13 protein-coding genes are annotated in these 15589 nt (G+C 34.6%); 6 read left to right on the plus strand and 7 right to left on the minus strand.

Annotated features, from left to right (window positions below; translation table 11 throughout):
* Nucleotides 1-182 precede the first annotated feature (182 nt).
* The gene (locus B0A67_RS00005; RefSeq protein ID WP_072953369.1) at nucleotides 183-950 is read right to left on the minus strand and encodes a sulfite exporter TauE/SafE family protein; all 768 of its coding nucleotides are present in this window, start codon (nucleotides 948-950) and stop codon (nucleotides 183-185) included.
* A 124-nt stretch (nucleotides 951-1074) separates the two neighbouring features.
* Between B0A67_RS00005 and B0A67_RS00010 the strand changes: the two genes are divergently transcribed.
* The gene (locus B0A67_RS00010) at nucleotides 1075-1596 is read left to right on the plus strand and encodes a DUF7935 family protein (RefSeq protein WP_072953372.1); all 522 of its coding nucleotides are present in this window, start codon (nucleotides 1075-1077) and stop codon (nucleotides 1594-1596) included.
* Nucleotides 1597-1646: 50 nt separating this feature from the next.
* On the opposite strand, the gene B0A67_RS00015 is transcribed toward B0A67_RS00010, so the two are convergent.
* The 4 genes from B0A67_RS00015 to B0A67_RS00030 form a co-directional block, all read right to left on the minus strand.
* On the minus strand, nucleotides 1647-2381 hold the full coding sequence (locus B0A67_RS00015; RefSeq protein ID WP_123887297.1) for a hypothetical protein: 735 nt from the start codon (nucleotides 2379-2381) through the stop codon (nucleotides 1647-1649).
* Nucleotides 2382-2496: 115 nt separating this feature from the next.
* On the minus strand, nucleotides 2497-2850 hold the full coding sequence (locus B0A67_RS00020) for a hypothetical protein (protein ID WP_084074390.1): 354 nt from the start codon (nucleotides 2848-2850) through the stop codon (nucleotides 2497-2499).
* Nucleotides 2851-2939: 89 nt separating this feature from the next.
* Nucleotides 2940-3839 (minus strand): patatin-like phospholipase family protein, encoded by a 900-nt coding sequence (locus tag B0A67_RS00025; protein WP_072953378.1) that lies wholly within the window; start codon nucleotides 3837-3839, stop codon nucleotides 2940-2942.
* Nucleotides 3840-4004: 165 nt separating this feature from the next.
* Complete coding sequence (locus B0A67_RS00030; RefSeq protein WP_072953379.1) at nucleotides 4005-6065, minus strand: M1 family metallopeptidase; 2061 nt, start codon at nucleotides 6063-6065, stop codon at nucleotides 4005-4007.
* Between the two features lie 67 nt (nucleotides 6066-6132).
* Here B0A67_RS00030 and B0A67_RS00035 point away from each other — a divergent pair, with 67 nt between their 5' ends.
* Together B0A67_RS00035 and B0A67_RS00040 are read left to right on the plus strand one after the other, a co-directional pair.
* Nucleotides 6133-6897: a Dph6-related ATP pyrophosphatase gene (locus B0A67_RS00035; protein ID WP_072953381.1), complete on the plus strand. Its 765-nt coding sequence runs from the start codon at nucleotides 6133-6135 to the stop codon at nucleotides 6895-6897.
* Between the two features lie 4 nt (nucleotides 6898-6901).
* Nucleotides 6902-7306, plus strand: coding sequence for a peptidase associated/transthyretin-like domain-containing protein (locus B0A67_RS00040; RefSeq protein ID WP_072953382.1), 405 nt, complete (start codon nucleotides 6902-6904; stop codon nucleotides 7304-7306).
* Between the two features lie 38 nt (nucleotides 7307-7344).
* Here B0A67_RS00040 and B0A67_RS00045 read toward each other — a convergent pair whose 3' ends face one another.
* Nucleotides 7345-7887, minus strand: coding sequence for a DUF1697 domain-containing protein (locus tag B0A67_RS00045; RefSeq protein WP_072953384.1), 543 nt, complete (start codon nucleotides 7885-7887; stop codon nucleotides 7345-7347).
* A 76-nt stretch (nucleotides 7888-7963) separates the two neighbouring features.
* A complete protein-coding gene (locus tag B0A67_RS00050) occupies nucleotides 7964-8392 on the minus strand; it encodes a hypothetical protein (protein ID WP_072953386.1) in 429 nt (142 codons plus the stop codon).
* Nucleotides 8393-8725: 333 nt separating this feature from the next.
* Between B0A67_RS00050 and recG the strand changes: the two genes are divergently transcribed.
* The 3 genes from recG to B0A67_RS00065 all read left to right on the plus strand — a co-directional run bounded on the left by recG (nucleotide 8726) and on the right by B0A67_RS00065 (nucleotide 15587).
* Nucleotides 8726-10834, plus strand: a complete 2109-nt coding sequence (gene recG, locus B0A67_RS00055; protein WP_072953387.1) for an ATP-dependent DNA helicase RecG — start codon at nucleotides 8726-8728, stop codon at nucleotides 10832-10834.
* Nucleotides 10835-11297: 463 nt separating this feature from the next.
* On the plus strand, nucleotides 11298-12359 hold the full coding sequence (locus tag B0A67_RS00060) for an efflux RND transporter periplasmic adaptor subunit (RefSeq protein ID WP_072953389.1): 1062 nt from the start codon (nucleotides 11298-11300) through the stop codon (nucleotides 12357-12359).
* A gap of 129 nt (nucleotides 12360-12488) precedes the next feature.
* Nucleotides 12489-15587 (plus strand): efflux RND transporter permease subunit, encoded by a 3099-nt coding sequence (locus B0A67_RS00065; protein WP_072953391.1) that lies wholly within the window; start codon nucleotides 12489-12491, stop codon nucleotides 15585-15587.
* Nucleotides 15588-15589 lie beyond the last annotated feature (2 nt).

Genomic DNA, 15589 nt, shown 5'->3' on the forward strand with positions numbered 1-15589 from the left:
AGATGTGTCCAGACGGTAGGCCTCTATCGGGGCTAGATTAGAAACAATTGGCTTATTTAAGAAAGTTGCTGACTTACAAAGATTCTAAGATGCTAAGTTTTTTTTAGGAATTTAATTTAGAAGACAAATAATTTATAAAGTTTTCATTGTAAGTATTAGCAAAACTTAGAACCTCAGAAACTTCATTTATAAAATACATCATAAGCAAATCGAATCAACGTACCTACAACCACAATCAAAAAGAAAATCCTGATAAAACCATTTCCTTTATTAATCGCCAGTTTTGCGCCAAGCCATCCGCCAAGCCCATTGCTAATCGCCATAGGAATTGCGATTGACCAAATAATCTTTCCTTTTATGGCGAACAAACAAATAGATCCGAAATTGGTTGCCAGATTTACCATTTTGGCATTCGCAGAAGCATGTAAAAAGTCGAAACCTAAAAGAGCAATAAAAGCCACTACAAAAAAACTACCGGTTCCCGGGCCAATAAATCCATCATAAAAACCAACGATGACACTAATGAGCACTGCATAAATTATTTGTGTTGCAGGAGAATGGTCTTTTACAACATGCTGCCCGAAATTTTTCTTTGCATACGTGTATACAAACAATAAAGACAAGACTACCAGCAAAAGCGGTTTCATAAAGTCATTACTCACCATAGTAAGCAAAGTGGATCCTAAAAATGCTGAAGGCACAGCCAGACACATCATGATTATTAGCAGCTTCCACTGAATTACTACTTTTTTCATGTATTGAAAAGCCGCAAAAGCAGTTCCGCTAAAAGCCGGGATTTTTAATGTTCCGATTACTGTTGAAACTGGTAAATAGGGCAACAAAATCAATCCCATTGGTGTTTGGATCAATCCGCCGCCACCAACAATTGCATCAATAAATCCGGCTGCAAATGCTACTAAACAAAGAAAAATTATGATGTATGAATCCATTAAATAGTGTATTTCAGGCAGTTTTAGAAGAATATACAAAAGTAGACTTCCATTTTATTTATTACAATTATTTTAAAGTGGATTTCTCCCTAAAAATTATATTTTTGTTGAAAATTTGAACCAAATGGATTTTACAAGGATTATAGAATTGGCCAGTTATACTTTACCTGCAATTGTTACCGGATTTGTCGCTTACAGTTTTTTTGAATTACACATAAAGAACAATGATAAAAAACGTAATTTTTTATTGAACAGAGAAGCTCATAAAGAATCTTTGCCAATACGCCTCCAGGCTTACGAACGTATGACATTATTTTTAGAGCGTATTAACCTGACTAAATTATTGATCAGAATTGCGCCCATTTCTAACGAAAAGCACGATTATGAAAACTTTGTAATCGATCAGATTGAACAGGAATTTGAGCACAATCTAACGCAGCAAATATATATGTCTGACGAATGTTGGACAATTATTACTACAGCAAAAAACTCAACGATACAAATCATCCGTAAAGCTGCAATGAGCGATCGCGTAGACAGCGCTGATAAGTTGCGTGAGAAAATTTTGAATGATTTATTAGAGAAACAATCACCTAGCAATGCCGCTCTCGGATATATTAAAAACGAAGTGGCAGGATTGTGGTAAAATTTACTCTGACAAGATCAATTATAATTTAATTCATCTTGTCAACTTTTTTATTTCCACCATTTTTCATTGGGCTTGTCCAGCCATCCATTTTTCAGGTATTTTTTAGATACGCTTAATTCTCCCGCTCCTATATCAAAGTCACAATTTATATTAGGAATTCGGTAATCTCCCCAGTTGCATATCTTTTCCTGGACGGAATTATTAGATTTCCATGTGCCGGTAAACGCATTATTAAAATAACCATCTCTGTAACTTTCAATATCGTGATACTTTACAGCGTTATTTTTAGCAACATAAAATATAGTTTCTAACTTTCCCTGAAACTCACCCGTATTCTTTTGTTTTTTATCTTCGATAAACTTATAGCTGGCCGCTAATAATCCCTGACTTTTTATACCTGCATTTTTGTACTCATCATCAAGTCCGAATTTTGCTTTTTTAAGTTCTTTTATGTTTAAAATAGTTATCGTACCTGTAAAATCACAAGTATTTGATTTGACCTGAGATTTGCCATGAACAAGGTATTCGTTTTTATTTTTTTGATTTCTTTTAATCGAAATAAATTTTATTCGCATTCGCTGGTAGTTATCCCCAATAATGCCATAAACAGCATTATTTTCAGTTGTATTCCATAAAACTGAAAAGTCATAATCAGCATATTTATTCACTTCATTTTTTTGAAATACTTCAGATTTATCCCAGATAGAAGTTCTGCATAAACTTGCCTGACAGAATCCATTTAAAGAAAAAAGAAAGGAAAAGAATAAAATTATAGTTTTCATAAAAAACATTAAGTCAATATTGAGAAAAAGAATCTACGGAAAAAATTCCGTTAGAATAGACTAAAAAGAACTTATAGAATTTGAATTATAAAATCAGATGCTTTAAAATCAAACACTATTGAAATGTACGCTCTAAAAAAGCAAGATCATTATCAACCAAAGCTTTTAAAATTTCTGCCGTTTTTTCTTCGTTCTGATCCGTCAATTCTGAAATAAAATTATTATTAAGTTTTTCACTTAAACCAAACCAGGTTTTTTGAATTTTAGCTCTTTTAAAAAAGACATAAAATTCATATTTATCAGGTTTACCAACAACAGATATTGACAAAGCATTTTTATTACCTGAATTTTCGAACTCAAGCGATGGTGAGTGAAATATGTTCCTTGCATTCTTCATCTCTTGTAAATGTGCTTTCCAGGGAAAATTTTGAAATGTATTTATTATCTCTGAAGAATCAATCTTTCCCATTTCAATAATTTTGGGATTTGTGGGTTCACAAATGCTATATCTGAATTCACTCATTTTTTTAAATCTGGTTATTTTTATAATTAGCTATATTACCTGTTGTCACTCATAATCTCAGATTTATTCTGAGCATATTCATAACCTTGTTCCCACCATTCTTTCATTACTTCTTTATTAAAAATAAGAGCATTGTTTGTTAGTTTAGTTGGCGTATAATATAAGTTAAGTTTTACATTTTTATTATTTGCCATCAGTTTTCCTATAGCAATATCATGTTTTTCAACCTGATCTAAGGCAATTCGGAACAAATCAATCATTAGTGAAAAAGGATTTTTGCCAATAACCGTTTTATCCATATTGACTTCGGTTTCCAGAATAATGACATCTATTTCTGTTGCACCGCGATTGATAGCTTCGCGAATAGGAACCAAACTCGAAAATCCACCATCGCCATATTCGTAATTATTTTTTTCTACCAGGCTCATAAACGGAACATAGTTACTGGAAATCCATGACCAATCACAAAACTCTTCGTATGTACAATCTTTTATAGACTTATACTCCGACTCATTCTTAGTAAAATTAGTCACTGTAATCACAACATCACAATGCTGTTTTTTCAGTTTATTAAAATCGGATAACGAAAAGTTTGCTTTAATGTATTTCTGCAGGCCTTTGCTTTCTCCAAAGGTTCTTTTTCCTTTAAAAAACTGACGTAAGACATTGAAGTGATTAATTGTAACGATATCTACTCCATCCTTAACTTTAACCACAAATGGGCAAATATTAAAGATTCCACTCATAGTAACATTGGTGTAAACAGAATGAATTTTTTTGATCTGACCCAAGGCCAAATGCGGAATGAGCAGGCTTCCGGTAGAAGTTCCTATAAACAAATCATATTCGTGTTTTTTTTCTTCTATTAAATACTGCGCTACGCCACCGGCAAACGCTCCTTTACTTCCTCCACCAGAAATAACCAATGCTTTCATAAATATATTGTAGGTTTTCTATTTATTTAGAACACAGAGCGAAGAGGAAAGAGGCAAGAAGAAAGACTTTTCTATTCGCTTTTAATCTCTACTCTTTATTTTATCCTCCATATTCTCTATACTCTATACTCTTGCTTCTATACTCTTGCTTCTATTCTCTTTATTCTATTCTTTCAACAAACGATTTAATTGAAACTGTTCATCGGGGTTCAAATTAGGCAAAATTCTTTCAAACGAAGCACGCATTTCGGAATTTTTCAATAAAAATCTAATGGAGTCTCTTCCAAATTTAGAAAACTGCCACATATGATGTGTAGTTGCATTGACCAGATTCGATAGTACCTGATCGTTTATAATCTTAAACGAAAGCAATTTCTCAAGCGCATTTTGTCGCGTTGTAGCTTCGTATTTTATTGATGAAAAAGCAATTAATTCAGAAGCTAAAACTTCTGGATTGTCACTGTAATTGGGTGTTGATAAAGCTAGTGAAAGCCATAAAGTTCTAAGATTAAAATCGTTAAAACCGATCCAGTTTTTTGACCTCTCCAAATATTCCGTGCGATGATCAGGAAAGTTTTTCCAGAGATAATACAGGGCGACTTCTTGTGTCTGGTATGATTTGTCATTTAGCAAAGTTTCGTAATCAGCTCTAAAGTCCTCCGGAATTCTACTTAAAGAAGCTGCGACAGCCTGACGAACTTGTATGTTATTTGTTTTTAAAGCAATCTGTAATAATTCCTTTTTATCCTCATATTTCTCCGTCTCTACCTGGCCGACAATCGCTTCTTTTACAGCTTCATAAACATTCGATTCTAAAGTCTTTCTTAAGAAATCCTGTTTCTCAGCTAATGGAGTTTTCTTTAGCTTATCTACTTCCAGGCGAACCTGAATCGCTTTGTTTTTACTTAATAAAGCGTTTGCCGCGGGTGTATCAAAAGCTGTAGATTCTAACCAGGTTTTCTGAAATTTATCTAAATCGAAATTGGCTGCTTTTTTAATCTCGTCAAAGAAATTTTGTGTGTTTACATTTTGGAAAGCATACTTTTTAAGATAACTTTTTATCGCTTTTTTGAAAGCTTTATCCCCAATAGACTCATGTAAAACAAACAGTGCCCAGGCTCCTTTTTCGTAAAAGGTCAATGAACTCGCCTTAGCATTCAAAACGGGAATTGTATCTGTTCGTGAAGCAAATTTGATCTGTTGTGCTGTCTGATATAATTTCGAGTAGAAAAAATCGTCACCATAAATCTCTCTTTCGGCCAATGCGGCGTAATACGTTGCAAAACCTTCCTGAAGCCAGTGATGTGTACTGCTTTCTGCTGTAATTAAATCGCCAAACCAGTGATGCGCCAATTCATGAGCATCAACATTGGTATAATTTCGATCTTCAAAACCTATTGAATCGACTACATAACGTGTTGCAAAAAGTGTGGTAGTTGTGTTTTCCATTCCGGCATACAAGAAATCACGAACCGGAATTTCTCTGTAAATTTGCCAGGGATACTTCACCCCTATTTCTTTCTCTAGAAAATCAAAAATATGTTTCGAATAGCGATACGTTGGTTCAAAACGATTGGTGTCTTTATTTTCAAGATAATATTCTAACGGAATCTTAGATTTTGCCCTAAACTCTTTCTTATCAAATTTTCCAATTGCAAGCATCAGCAAATAAGAGCTCATCGGGTTTTCCATTTGATATTGCCAATAAATCACATTTCCGCTTGTTTTCTTTTCTTTTAAGATTCCGTTAGAAACTACCTGATATTCTTTATCATAAGTGATTTCCAGACTAAAAATAACTTTTTCGTTCACATCATCAAAACTCGGAAACCAATTGCTGGTATACCTTCCCTGACCTTGTGTCCAAATCTGTACTTCAGCATTTTCAATATTTACAAAATAAAGAGCTTGCTTGGGTTTTACCGAATATTTGAAAGTTAAATGGTTTTCTGCTTTCCGGAACTTATTCAGAATTTGTAATTCTTTGCCGGTATTAACAAATAAAACATCTTTATTATCAATCTGAACATCAGAAAACTCCATGTTTTTGGCATCGATTTTAATCGTATCAATAGCTTTTAAAACTTCAAACTTATAATCGACTGTTCCGGAAACTGATTTTTCGACGGCGTTTAGTTTCAATTGTCCGTTAACCGATTTAAAATCGACGTATTGGGTTTGCTGTGCAAAAACGAAACTGGTAATAAAAAGAAAGATGTATTTCATTGAAATCAATTTGAAGGCAAAATCCCAAAGTTACAAAGGTTTCACTAACAAATCGAAGGAAATTTGTATGTTTACCATAGAAAATTATAACGACGTGTCTACACCCAAAAAAGCCTTATTTAACTGGAGCAGCGGAAAAGATTCTGCTTTGGCTTTATACAAAATAGTACAAAACCCTGATTTTGAAATTGAATGTTTAGTAACAAGTGTCAATCAGGAATTCCAACGTGTTTCTATGCATGGCGTTCGTGTTGATCTACTTCAGGCTCAGGCAAAAAGTATCGGGTTACCATTAAAGATCCTGCAAATTCCGGAAATGCCTACGATGGAGGTTTATGAAAATGTGATGACTGAAGCTTTAAACGAATTAAAAGATGAGGGAATTACACATTCCGTTTTTGGCGATATCTTTCTGGAAGACCTGCGTAAATACCGCGAAGATCAATTGGCTAAAATTGGTTTTCAAGGAGTTTTTCCGCTTTGGAAAATCCCGACAAACCAATTAATTCAGGAATTTATAACACTTGGTTTCAAAACAATTATAGTTTGCGTCAATGAACGCTACTTAGATAAAAGTTTTGTTGGACGAATTATCGATCAGAACTTCATCAATGATTTACCGGATAATGTAGATGTTTGCGGCGAAAATGGTGAATTCCATACTTTTACTTTTGACGGGCCTATTTTCTCTGAACCTATCGATTTTGAAGTTGGAGAAATCGTTTATCGCAAATATGAGAAACCTAAAGAACAAGATTCTTCTAATAAATCCTGCGATACCGATACTAATGATGCTTTTGATTTTGGATTCTGGTATTGTGATTTAATTTAAAAAAATGAAAAACGCCAACCTCAGAAAACCTTTTATCCTAATAATACTGATAGCCACCATCATATTTACCTGTCAAAGTTGTTTGGTAAGCAGATGCAAAAGACCTCAGATTATTGGTTATGTTTATGATTCTATTACCAAAAAACCCATTGAAAACTGTAAAGTTGGAGAAAACACGACTGATGCTAAAGGTTATTTTCAATTAAAAGAATTACGCTATTCTGAGTTTACTTTTATGGGTTATGAAGCACCACCACTAATGGTAAACGAAACAATTTATAAAGAAGGTTACCAAAAGAAATCTATAGCGTTATTCAACCCGTTTGGAGGTGGAATCAGAAAAGGGGCCCTTCATAATGCCGACACCATTTTTTTAAGAAGAATACCTTTGATAATTAAGCAATTATAGAATAAGCTAATTATTTTTAAAGCTACCTGATTTTCTAATTATTCATTAAACATATTCAGCAAATTCGTCACCGTATTCCAGTTTCTTATGGTTGCTGTGACGTTTAGTTTTTTCTCAATATATTTTTGATCAAATCTTGTTTTTCCGGCTCCAACCGCATATTTAATAAAAACTCTGTTGCCATCAATACTCGCTTCATCTGGTTTGAATTGGCTGATCTTCAGATCATTTATATTCTCACTCTTCAAAGCTACAGAAACAAATGCGACATAAAGTTTTTTAGTGTCTATTTCTTTTTCTTTTAAAAAAGGGCTGTTTTTAAAACACAATTCCAGATCTTCTTTGGTGATAACGATTGTTGGAACTTCGTGTCCGAAAACTTTAAAAATCTCCTGTTTGATCATAAAGCCCACTTTCGAAGCGCTTTCTTCATCAGAATCAATAAAAACATTTCCTGATTGCAAATAAGTGCGTACGTTCTGAAACCCGATATTTTCTAACATCGTTTTCAAAGCCTCCATTTTCATCATATTGTGACCGGAAACGTTGATTCCTCTTAAAAGTGCTAAATGTGTTGTCATATTTATGGGTTTTAAAAACAAAAAGTATTCAACTTCAAGAATTGAATACTTTTTATCACTGCAAACTTACAGCTTTTTATTTCGACTTTTTATATATCAAACCAGGGCCATCACACATTTGCCAGGAATTTACCAGTAATCCTTCTTTATTGATAGACAGATTTTCAGTCAAATTTCCGCTGCAGGTACCAATTATGTCATTGTTTTCGTCATAAGTCAACTCAAAATTTAGTTCATTATCAATCTTTGTCATTACAAATTTACCAGTCACAGTAGTCGTTTTATTATCTTTTATTCTTGTTTTTACAAATGTTTTATCCATATTAAAAATATAAGATTCCTGCCAGCCCAATTTGTCAAAGATAATATTGGCCGGTTTAAAACCCGTTACTTCAATTAACGTCCATTTTCCGTGATAATCAGAGGGATTTGGTGATTTAGCTTTTTCATTTGAACAAGAAATGAAAAGTAAAATTAGAACGAATGCAATCCCTATTTTTTTCATTTATTTTGATTTTTAAGACTTTGTATATTTAATAGATTCTTATTCTGTTAAATGGTTGCTTCATTTTACGACTAAACAGCATAAAAATAATAATTGATTCTTCTATGCCTTAACAATCTCGGTTTTTCACAAAGAACAAAACGAACAAACCGACTGAAAAATCAGCAATATAATTTTCATATGCTTAATTTTGAAACCCGATAAGACTTTTAAATTTCCCAATTTAAATCTATCTTCGCTTTTCAAAAAAGTAAAGAAAGCAAAACAGCATTCTCTTTTCTTTATTCTATTTTCTAAAATCTAAAGATCAAAAGTCTAACCATCTGAAATAAAATGTCTAATAATCTCCTTGAAACCCCAATTGAATACTTAAAAGGTGTTGGTCCCAATCGTGGCCAATTACTTCGTAAGGAATTGGGCATTCATAAATATCGGGATTTAGTCAATTTTTTTCCGAACAGATATATTGACAGAACACGTTATTATAAGATTAATGAACTTCAAAACACAGGTGCAGAGGTTCAGATTATTGGAAAAATCATTAATATAAAAACAGTTGAATTTGCCAAAAACAAGAAACGTCTGGTTGCCACTTTCGTGGATGATACGGGGCAAATTGATCTCAATTGGTTTCAGGGACATAAATGGATAAGGGAAAGTCTGAAACTCAATGAAGTTTGCGTAATTTTTGGAAAATGTTCTGTTTACGGAAGCCAGTTTAGCATGGCGCATCCGGAAATCGAGCTGTTAAGCGATCATGAAAAAAGCCTTCGCTCTGCCATGCAAGCCGTTTATCCTTCGACCGAAACCCTTACCAATAGAGGTGTTTCGAACAGAACGATCAATAAAATGATGGAGCAGTTGTTTATTGAAACACAGGCTTTATTTACCGAGACTTTTCCGCCTTACTTAATCGAAGAGTTAAAACTGATTTCAAAAAGAGCCGCTTTATTCAACATCCATTTTCCCAAAAGTACTGATGCTTTGGCAAAAGCCCAATTTCGACTGAAGTTTGAAGAATTATTCTTTATTCAATTGCAGTTGATTACTAAAAACCTGATTCGGAAACATAAAATAAAAGGACATCCGTTTACAAAAGTGGGCGAACTTTTTAATGATTTTTACCAGAACCATCTTCCTTTTCAGCTTACCAATGCGCAGAAAAGAGTAGTCAAAGAAATTCGTTCAGATATGGGAAGTAACGCCCAAATGAACCGATTACTGCAAGGTGACGTGGGTTCAGGAAAAACTATTGTGGCTTTTTTGAGTATGCTTTTGGCAATAGACAATGGTTTTCAGGCTTGTTTGATGGCGCCAACTGAAATTCTGGCCAATCAGCATTTTATTGGATTGTCTGAGTTGGCTGAAACCTTAAATCTTAATATAAAAATACTAACCGGTTCTACTAAAATCGCCGCAAGAAGAATCATTCATGAAGAGCTTGAAAACGGAAGTTTACATATCATTATCGGTACTCATGCTTTGCTTGAAGATAAAGTAAAATTTCAAAATCTAGGCTTGGCAGTTATCGATGAGCAGCATCGTTTTGGAGTAGAGCAAAGATCTAAATTGTGGAAAAAGAATGAAATTCCGCCACATGTTTTAGTAATGACCGCAACTCCTATTCCAAGAACGTTGGCGATGAGTTTGTATGGTGATTTGGATATTTCAGTAATTGATGAATTGCCACCGGGCAGAAAACCAATTCAAACCGTACACAGATTTGACAGCAATCGTCTGAAAGTCTGGAAATTTTTAAGGGATGAAATCGCCTTGGGAAGACAAATTTATATTGTTTACCCGCTGATCCAGGAATCTGAGAAAATGGATTTCAAAGATCTAATGGACGGTTACGAAAGTATTTCACGTGATTTTCCGCTCCCGCAATATTCGATTTCGATATTACACGGTAAAATGAAACCTGCAGATAAAGATGCCGAAATGAAACGCTTTTCTGAAGGCAAAACCAATATAATGGTAGCAACAACTGTAATTGAAGTTGGTGTAAATGTACCAAATGCGAGTGTAATGATCATCGAAAGCGCAGAACGTTTCGGTTTATCACAATTGCATCAGCTGCGCGGTCGTGTAGGTCGTGGAGCTGAACAAAGTTATTGTATTCTAATGACAAGCTTTAAACTAAGTTCTGACAGTAAAACCAGAATGGAAACTATGGTTCAGACAAATGATGGTTTCGAAATTGCCGAAGTCGATCTTAAACTTCGGGGTCCAGGTGACTTAATGGGCACACAGCAAAGCGGTGTTTTAAACCTTCAGATTGCTGATATTGTACGTGACAGGGATATTTTGGGTCTTGCCCGAAACTACGCCATGAAGATTCTTAAAGAAGACGCACCTTTACAAAAACCGGAACACGCTGTGTTAAAAGCCGTTTTTATAGAATTGACAAAAAAGAAAAATATCTGGAATTATATTAGTTAGGAAAGGTTCAAAGTGGCAAAGGAACAAAGGGACAAAGGCTTGGAGTGTTAAGTAAAGACACTAAGAGGCTGAGACGCTAAGATTCTAAGTTTTTTTTAGAACAAACATTTAGAATTTGGAATTTTAAAAATTGGGATTTCTAAAAACTTTCTCCTGTTTCAAGACCTAAAACCTTCAATATGAAGCAGTTTTTTATATAAGAATTCTACAAACTTTGTTAAAATCAGGAACGGATTATCTAATCCCAAAATTAAAACAGTAAAAATAAATTCAACCTTATTAAACCTTTTTCCGCAAAGCATATCTAATTACAAAAAAGAAGCGAACAAAGCTGTTAAAAGACATTTAAAATTAACATTATACAAGTGTTAAATAAAACACAACATCTTTCGTTTTCATTTCAAAAAGTTAATTTTGTTGGCTTACTAAAAACACATACCAAAAAAACATTTACCTCAATTTTATGAAAGTAAAAAACCTTATTTATGCCCTGCTGATTATATGCATCGGAGGATTTATCACCTATAGAATAGTTTCGAATAAAAAGAAAAATGACGAATCTAAAAATTTTGGAGACAAAGACAAACCAACCACAGTAACGGGAATTATAGTAAAAACTGCCACTTTCGATAATAACTTATCCCTGTCAGGATCTATTGAAGCAAATGAACAAATAGAAATTCATAGTGAAGTTTCGGGAATTGTTGAAGGGATTTATTTTACTGAGGGTAGTTTTGTAAATAAAGGCCAGGTTCTGTTTAAGGTAAATGATATCGAACTTAAAGCTCAATTAAGACAGGCTGTAACCAAAGAAGGTCTGGCTGGTGAAAACGAAAGAAGAGCCAAATTATTGCTTCAGAAAGAGGCTATTAGTCAGGAAGAATTTGATGTTGCCAATGCTGATTATGCTTCGATGAAAGCACAAACACAATTAATAAGAGCACAAATTGCAAAAACGGCTGTAAAAGCACCTTTCTCAGGTAAAATTGGTTTGCGTTCTATATCACCTGGAACTTATATTACGCCAACCGTTTTGGTGGCCAAATTAGTAAATACAGGAAAATTAAAAATTACATTTTCTGTTCCTGAAAAATATGCTTCGCAAATAAAATCGGGTTCAACAATCGATTTCTCGGTTTCAGGATCAGATAAAGTGTATAATGCAAAGATTTATGCGATTGAACCGGAAGTTGAAGTAGCAACACGTACTTTAAAAATTCGCGCTATTGCAGATAATATCGACGGAAAACTTTTTCCTGGAACTTTTGCTGATGTAAAACTACCTTTAAACACCATTAAAGATGCCATAGTGGTACCTTCAGAAGCAATTGTACCTGTTCAGAGCGGTAAAAAAGTGTATGTAGCCAATATGGGGAAAGCCAAAGAAGTGATGGTTGATGCTACTACAAGAACCGATTCTTCGATTTTGATTTTATCAGGATTAAAAGCCGGAGACACCTTGATTACCAGTGGCGTAATGTCATTAAAAAATGAGGCATCTATAAAAGTTAAAGTAAAAAAATAATTTTAAGTTAAGAGTTATGGGTTATGAGTTAGATCTGAGTTATAGGTTTTAAGCTTCAAGTCTTATTTCTATTTTCTTTATTCTATTTTCTAAAATCTAAAATCTGAACTCTAAAATCCAAAATCTCACATGAGTTTATCTACTACTAGTATAAAAAGACCTGTTTTAACCATTGTACTGAATCTTTTGATTATTCTATTCGGTTTCATTGGTTATACGTTTTTGGGTGTTCGCGAATTTCCTTCGATCGACCCTGCACAGGTTTCCATTAGAACCAATTATACAGGAGCCAATTCTGACATTATAGAATCACAAATCACAGAACCTCTTGAAAAAGCTGTAAATGCAATTGATGGGATTCGAAACATCACATCATCCAGTAATCAGGGAAGCAGTAATATTACCATCGAATTTAATCTGGATAAAAATCTTGAAGAAGCAGCAAATGATGTTCGTGACAAGGTTTCGCAAGCTGTTCGAAGCCTGCCTCAGGATATTGATGCGCCGCCTGTAGTTTCTAAAGCCGATGCTGACAGTGAATCTATTATTTCGATGACTGTACAGAGTGACAGCCGAAGTTCTTTGGAATTAAGTGATTATGCCGAAAATGTTATTTCGCAGCGTTTAGAAACGATTCCCGGAGTAAGTGGTGTTCAAATTTGGGGACAAAAACGTTACGCAATGCGTTTGTGGATTGATCCTATAAAATTAAACGCTTATAACTGCACGGTTTCTGATGTTCGAAATGCCTTAAACGCACAAAACGTAGAATTACCATCTGGAAAATTAACCGGAAACAATACAGAATTAACGGTAAAGACCATTGGAAATCTTTCGAAACCGGAAGAATTTAATAATATTATCATCCGGACAGACGGGGATAAAATTGTCCGTTTGAGCGATGTTGGCGGTGCTGAACTAGGCCCTGAAAATATCGAAACATCTTTAACATCCTCAGGGCTTCCTATGATTGGTATGGCCATTGTGCCAATGCCGGGAGCCAATTACCTTGATATTTCGAAAGAATTTTACAAAAAATATGATGCTTTAAAAAAGGATCTTCCAAAGGATATTAAACTAAATATCGCACTTGACAATACCCTTTTCGTAAAAAAATCGGTACATGAAGTAGCCGAAACTTTGGGGATTTCGATTATTCTGGTAATCATCATTATCTATTTGTTTTTTAGGGATTGGGCCATTGCATTCAGGCCTTTAATTGATATTCCGGTGTCTTTAATTGCTACGTTTTTTATTATGTGGCTTTTTGGATTCTCAATCAACGTATTAACCTTATTGGCAATTGTATTGGCAACCGGTCTGGTAGTTGATGACGGAATTGTAGTAACCGAAAATATCTTCAAAAAAGTCGAAGAAGGAATGTCGCCTATCGAAGCAGCTATAAAAGGTTCTAACGAAATTTTCTATGCCGTAATTTCAATTTCCGTTACACTTGCTGCAGTATTCCTGCCTGTAATTTTCTTAGAAGGTTTCGTAGGCCGACTCTTTCGGGAATTTGGGGTCGTGATTGGCGCCGCGGTATTAATTTCGGCTTTTGTATCGTTGACTTTAACGCCAATGCTGAATGCTTATTTAATGAAAGGCGGAGAACAGAAAAAATCGAAATTCTACATAAAAACCGAACCATTTTTCGAAAAATTAAATAGCGGATATGCTGAATCTCTAGCCCGATTCATGGAAAAAAAATGGATCTCCTTCCCTATTCTTATTGCTTGTTTTGGATTGATTTATTTATTTTTTACCATACTCCCAAAAGAAACTGCACCTTATGATGACCGTAGTTCGGTAACGATGCGTATGACAACTCCTGAAGGTTCATCTTATGATTATACCAACCGTTTTATGCAGGAAATGTCAAGATTGGTTGATGATTCTATCCCGGAGAAAAAAGTAAGTTTAGTTATTACCGCTGGAGGTTCCGGAGGTTCAGCCACAAATTCAGGTTTTATCAGACTTTCACTAAAAGAACCAAACGAAAGAAACAAGTCTCAAAAAGAAATTGCGGATCAGTTAACCAAATGGACTAAAAAATACCCGGATGCTAAAACATCTGTAATTCAGCAGCCTACCATTGCCGTAAACCGACGTGGCGGACTTCCGATTCAGTACATTATTCAGGCTCCTAATTTTGAAAAACTAAGAGAAAAAATTCCTCTTTTCATGAGTGAAGTGGGTAAAAGTGATGTTTTCTCGACTTCAGATGTCAATTTAAAATTTAATAAACCTGAAATCAACGTAAGTATCGATCGCGAAAAGGCCGAGAGTTTAGGAATATCAATTATGGATATCGCTCAGACTTTGCAGCTTTCTTTAAGCGGGCAGCGTTTTGGATATTTCATTAAAAACGGAAAACAATATCAGGTTATTGGTCAGTTTGATCAAAAAGACCGTTCGAAACCATTGGATTTAACTTCAATGTTTGTTAGAAACAAATCCGGTCAGTTGATTCAGATGGATAATGTCGTAAAAGTCGAAGAGCAAAGTAACCCGCCACAATTGTATCATAATAACAGATACATGTCAGCAACAGTTTCTGCAGGTTTGGCGCCGGGCAAAAGTATCAGCGACGGTATAAAAGAAATGGATCGAATTAAAGCTAAAGTTTTAGATCAGAGTTTTACCACCGATTTAAGTGGAGAATCACGAGATTTTGTCGAAAGCAGTTCGAATACTTCTTTTGCTTTTGGATTGGCTTTGTTATTAATCTTTTTGATTCTTGCAGCACAATTCGAGAGTTTTATCGATCCGTTGATTATTATTCTCACCGTGCCAATGGCCGTTGCAGGAGCTTTATTCTCCTTATGGCTATTCAATCAAACCTGGAATATTTTCAGTCAGATTGGTACCGTAATGCTTATTGGTCTGGTAACTAAAAATGGTATTTTGATTGTGGAGTTTGCCAATCAGCTGCGAGAACAGGGAAAACCAAAAATGGAAGCAATCCTTGAAGCATCAGAAGCACGTTTACGCCCAATTTTAATGACCAGTTTGGCCATTGCCTTAGGTGCATTACCAATCGCAATGTCACTTGGAGCAGCGTCTACCAGTAGAATTGGGATGGGAGTTGTTATTGTTGGAGGAACAATTTTCTCATTGGCACTGACACTTTTTGTAATTCCGGCAATTTATTTGATGTGGTCTAAAGCCAGAAAACATTATCCTGAATTTGATCATATCGAAGAATACGAAAGAGAGAGCCATAAATAGAT

Source organism: Flavobacterium aquidurense (assembly GCF_002217195.1).
In the GTDB taxonomy this organism is placed as follows: Bacteria; Bacteroidota; Bacteroidia; order Flavobacteriales; family Flavobacteriaceae; genus Flavobacterium; species Flavobacterium frigidimaris.

What these genes read in the sequence shown, in the direction of transcription:
- B0A67_RS00005 (WP_072953369.1), bottom strand. Translation starts at nt 950, where the DNA reads ATGGATTCATACATCATAATTTTTCTTTGTTTAGTAGCATTTGCAGCC.
- B0A67_RS00045 (WP_072953384.1), bottom strand. Translation starts at nt 7,887, where the DNA reads ATGACAACACATTTAGCACTTTTAAGAGGAATCAACGTTTCCGGTCAC.
- B0A67_RS00030 (WP_072953379.1), bottom strand. Translation starts at nt 6,065, where the DNA reads ATGAAATACATCTTTCTTTTTATTACCAGTTTCGTTTTTGCACAGCAA.
- B0A67_RS00065 (WP_072953391.1), top strand. Translation starts at nt 12,489, where the DNA reads ATGAGTTTATCTACTACTAGTATAAAAAGACCTGTTTTAACCATTGTA.
- B0A67_RS00010 (WP_072953372.1), top strand. Translation starts at nt 1,075, where the DNA reads ATGGATTTTACAAGGATTATAGAATTGGCCAGTTATACTTTACCTGCA.
- B0A67_RS00020 (WP_084074390.1), bottom strand. Translation starts at nt 2,850, where the DNA reads ATGGGAAAGATTGATTCTTCAGAGATAATAAATACATTTCAAAATTTT.
- B0A67_RS00050 (WP_072953386.1), bottom strand. Translation starts at nt 8,392, where the DNA reads ATGAAAAAAATAGGGATTGCATTCGTTCTAATTTTACTTTTCATTTCT.
- B0A67_RS00015 (WP_123887297.1), bottom strand. Translation starts at nt 2,381, where the DNA reads ATGAAAACTATAATTTTATTCTTTTCCTTTCTTTTTTCTTTAAATGGA.
- B0A67_RS00060 (WP_072953389.1), top strand. Translation starts at nt 11,298, where the DNA reads ATGAAAGTAAAAAACCTTATTTATGCCCTGCTGATTATATGCATCGGA.
- B0A67_RS00025 (WP_072953378.1), bottom strand. Translation starts at nt 3,839, where the DNA reads ATGAAAGCATTGGTTATTTCTGGTGGAGGAAGTAAAGGAGCGTTTGCC.
- recG (WP_072953387.1), top strand. Translation starts at nt 8,726, where the DNA reads ATGTCTAATAATCTCCTTGAAACCCCAATTGAATACTTAAAAGGTGTT.
- B0A67_RS00040 (WP_072953382.1), top strand. Translation starts at nt 6,902, where the DNA reads ATGAAAAACGCCAACCTCAGAAAACCTTTTATCCTAATAATACTGATA.
- B0A67_RS00035 (WP_072953381.1), top strand. Translation starts at nt 6,133, where the DNA reads ATGTTTACCATAGAAAATTATAACGACGTGTCTACACCCAAAAAAGCC.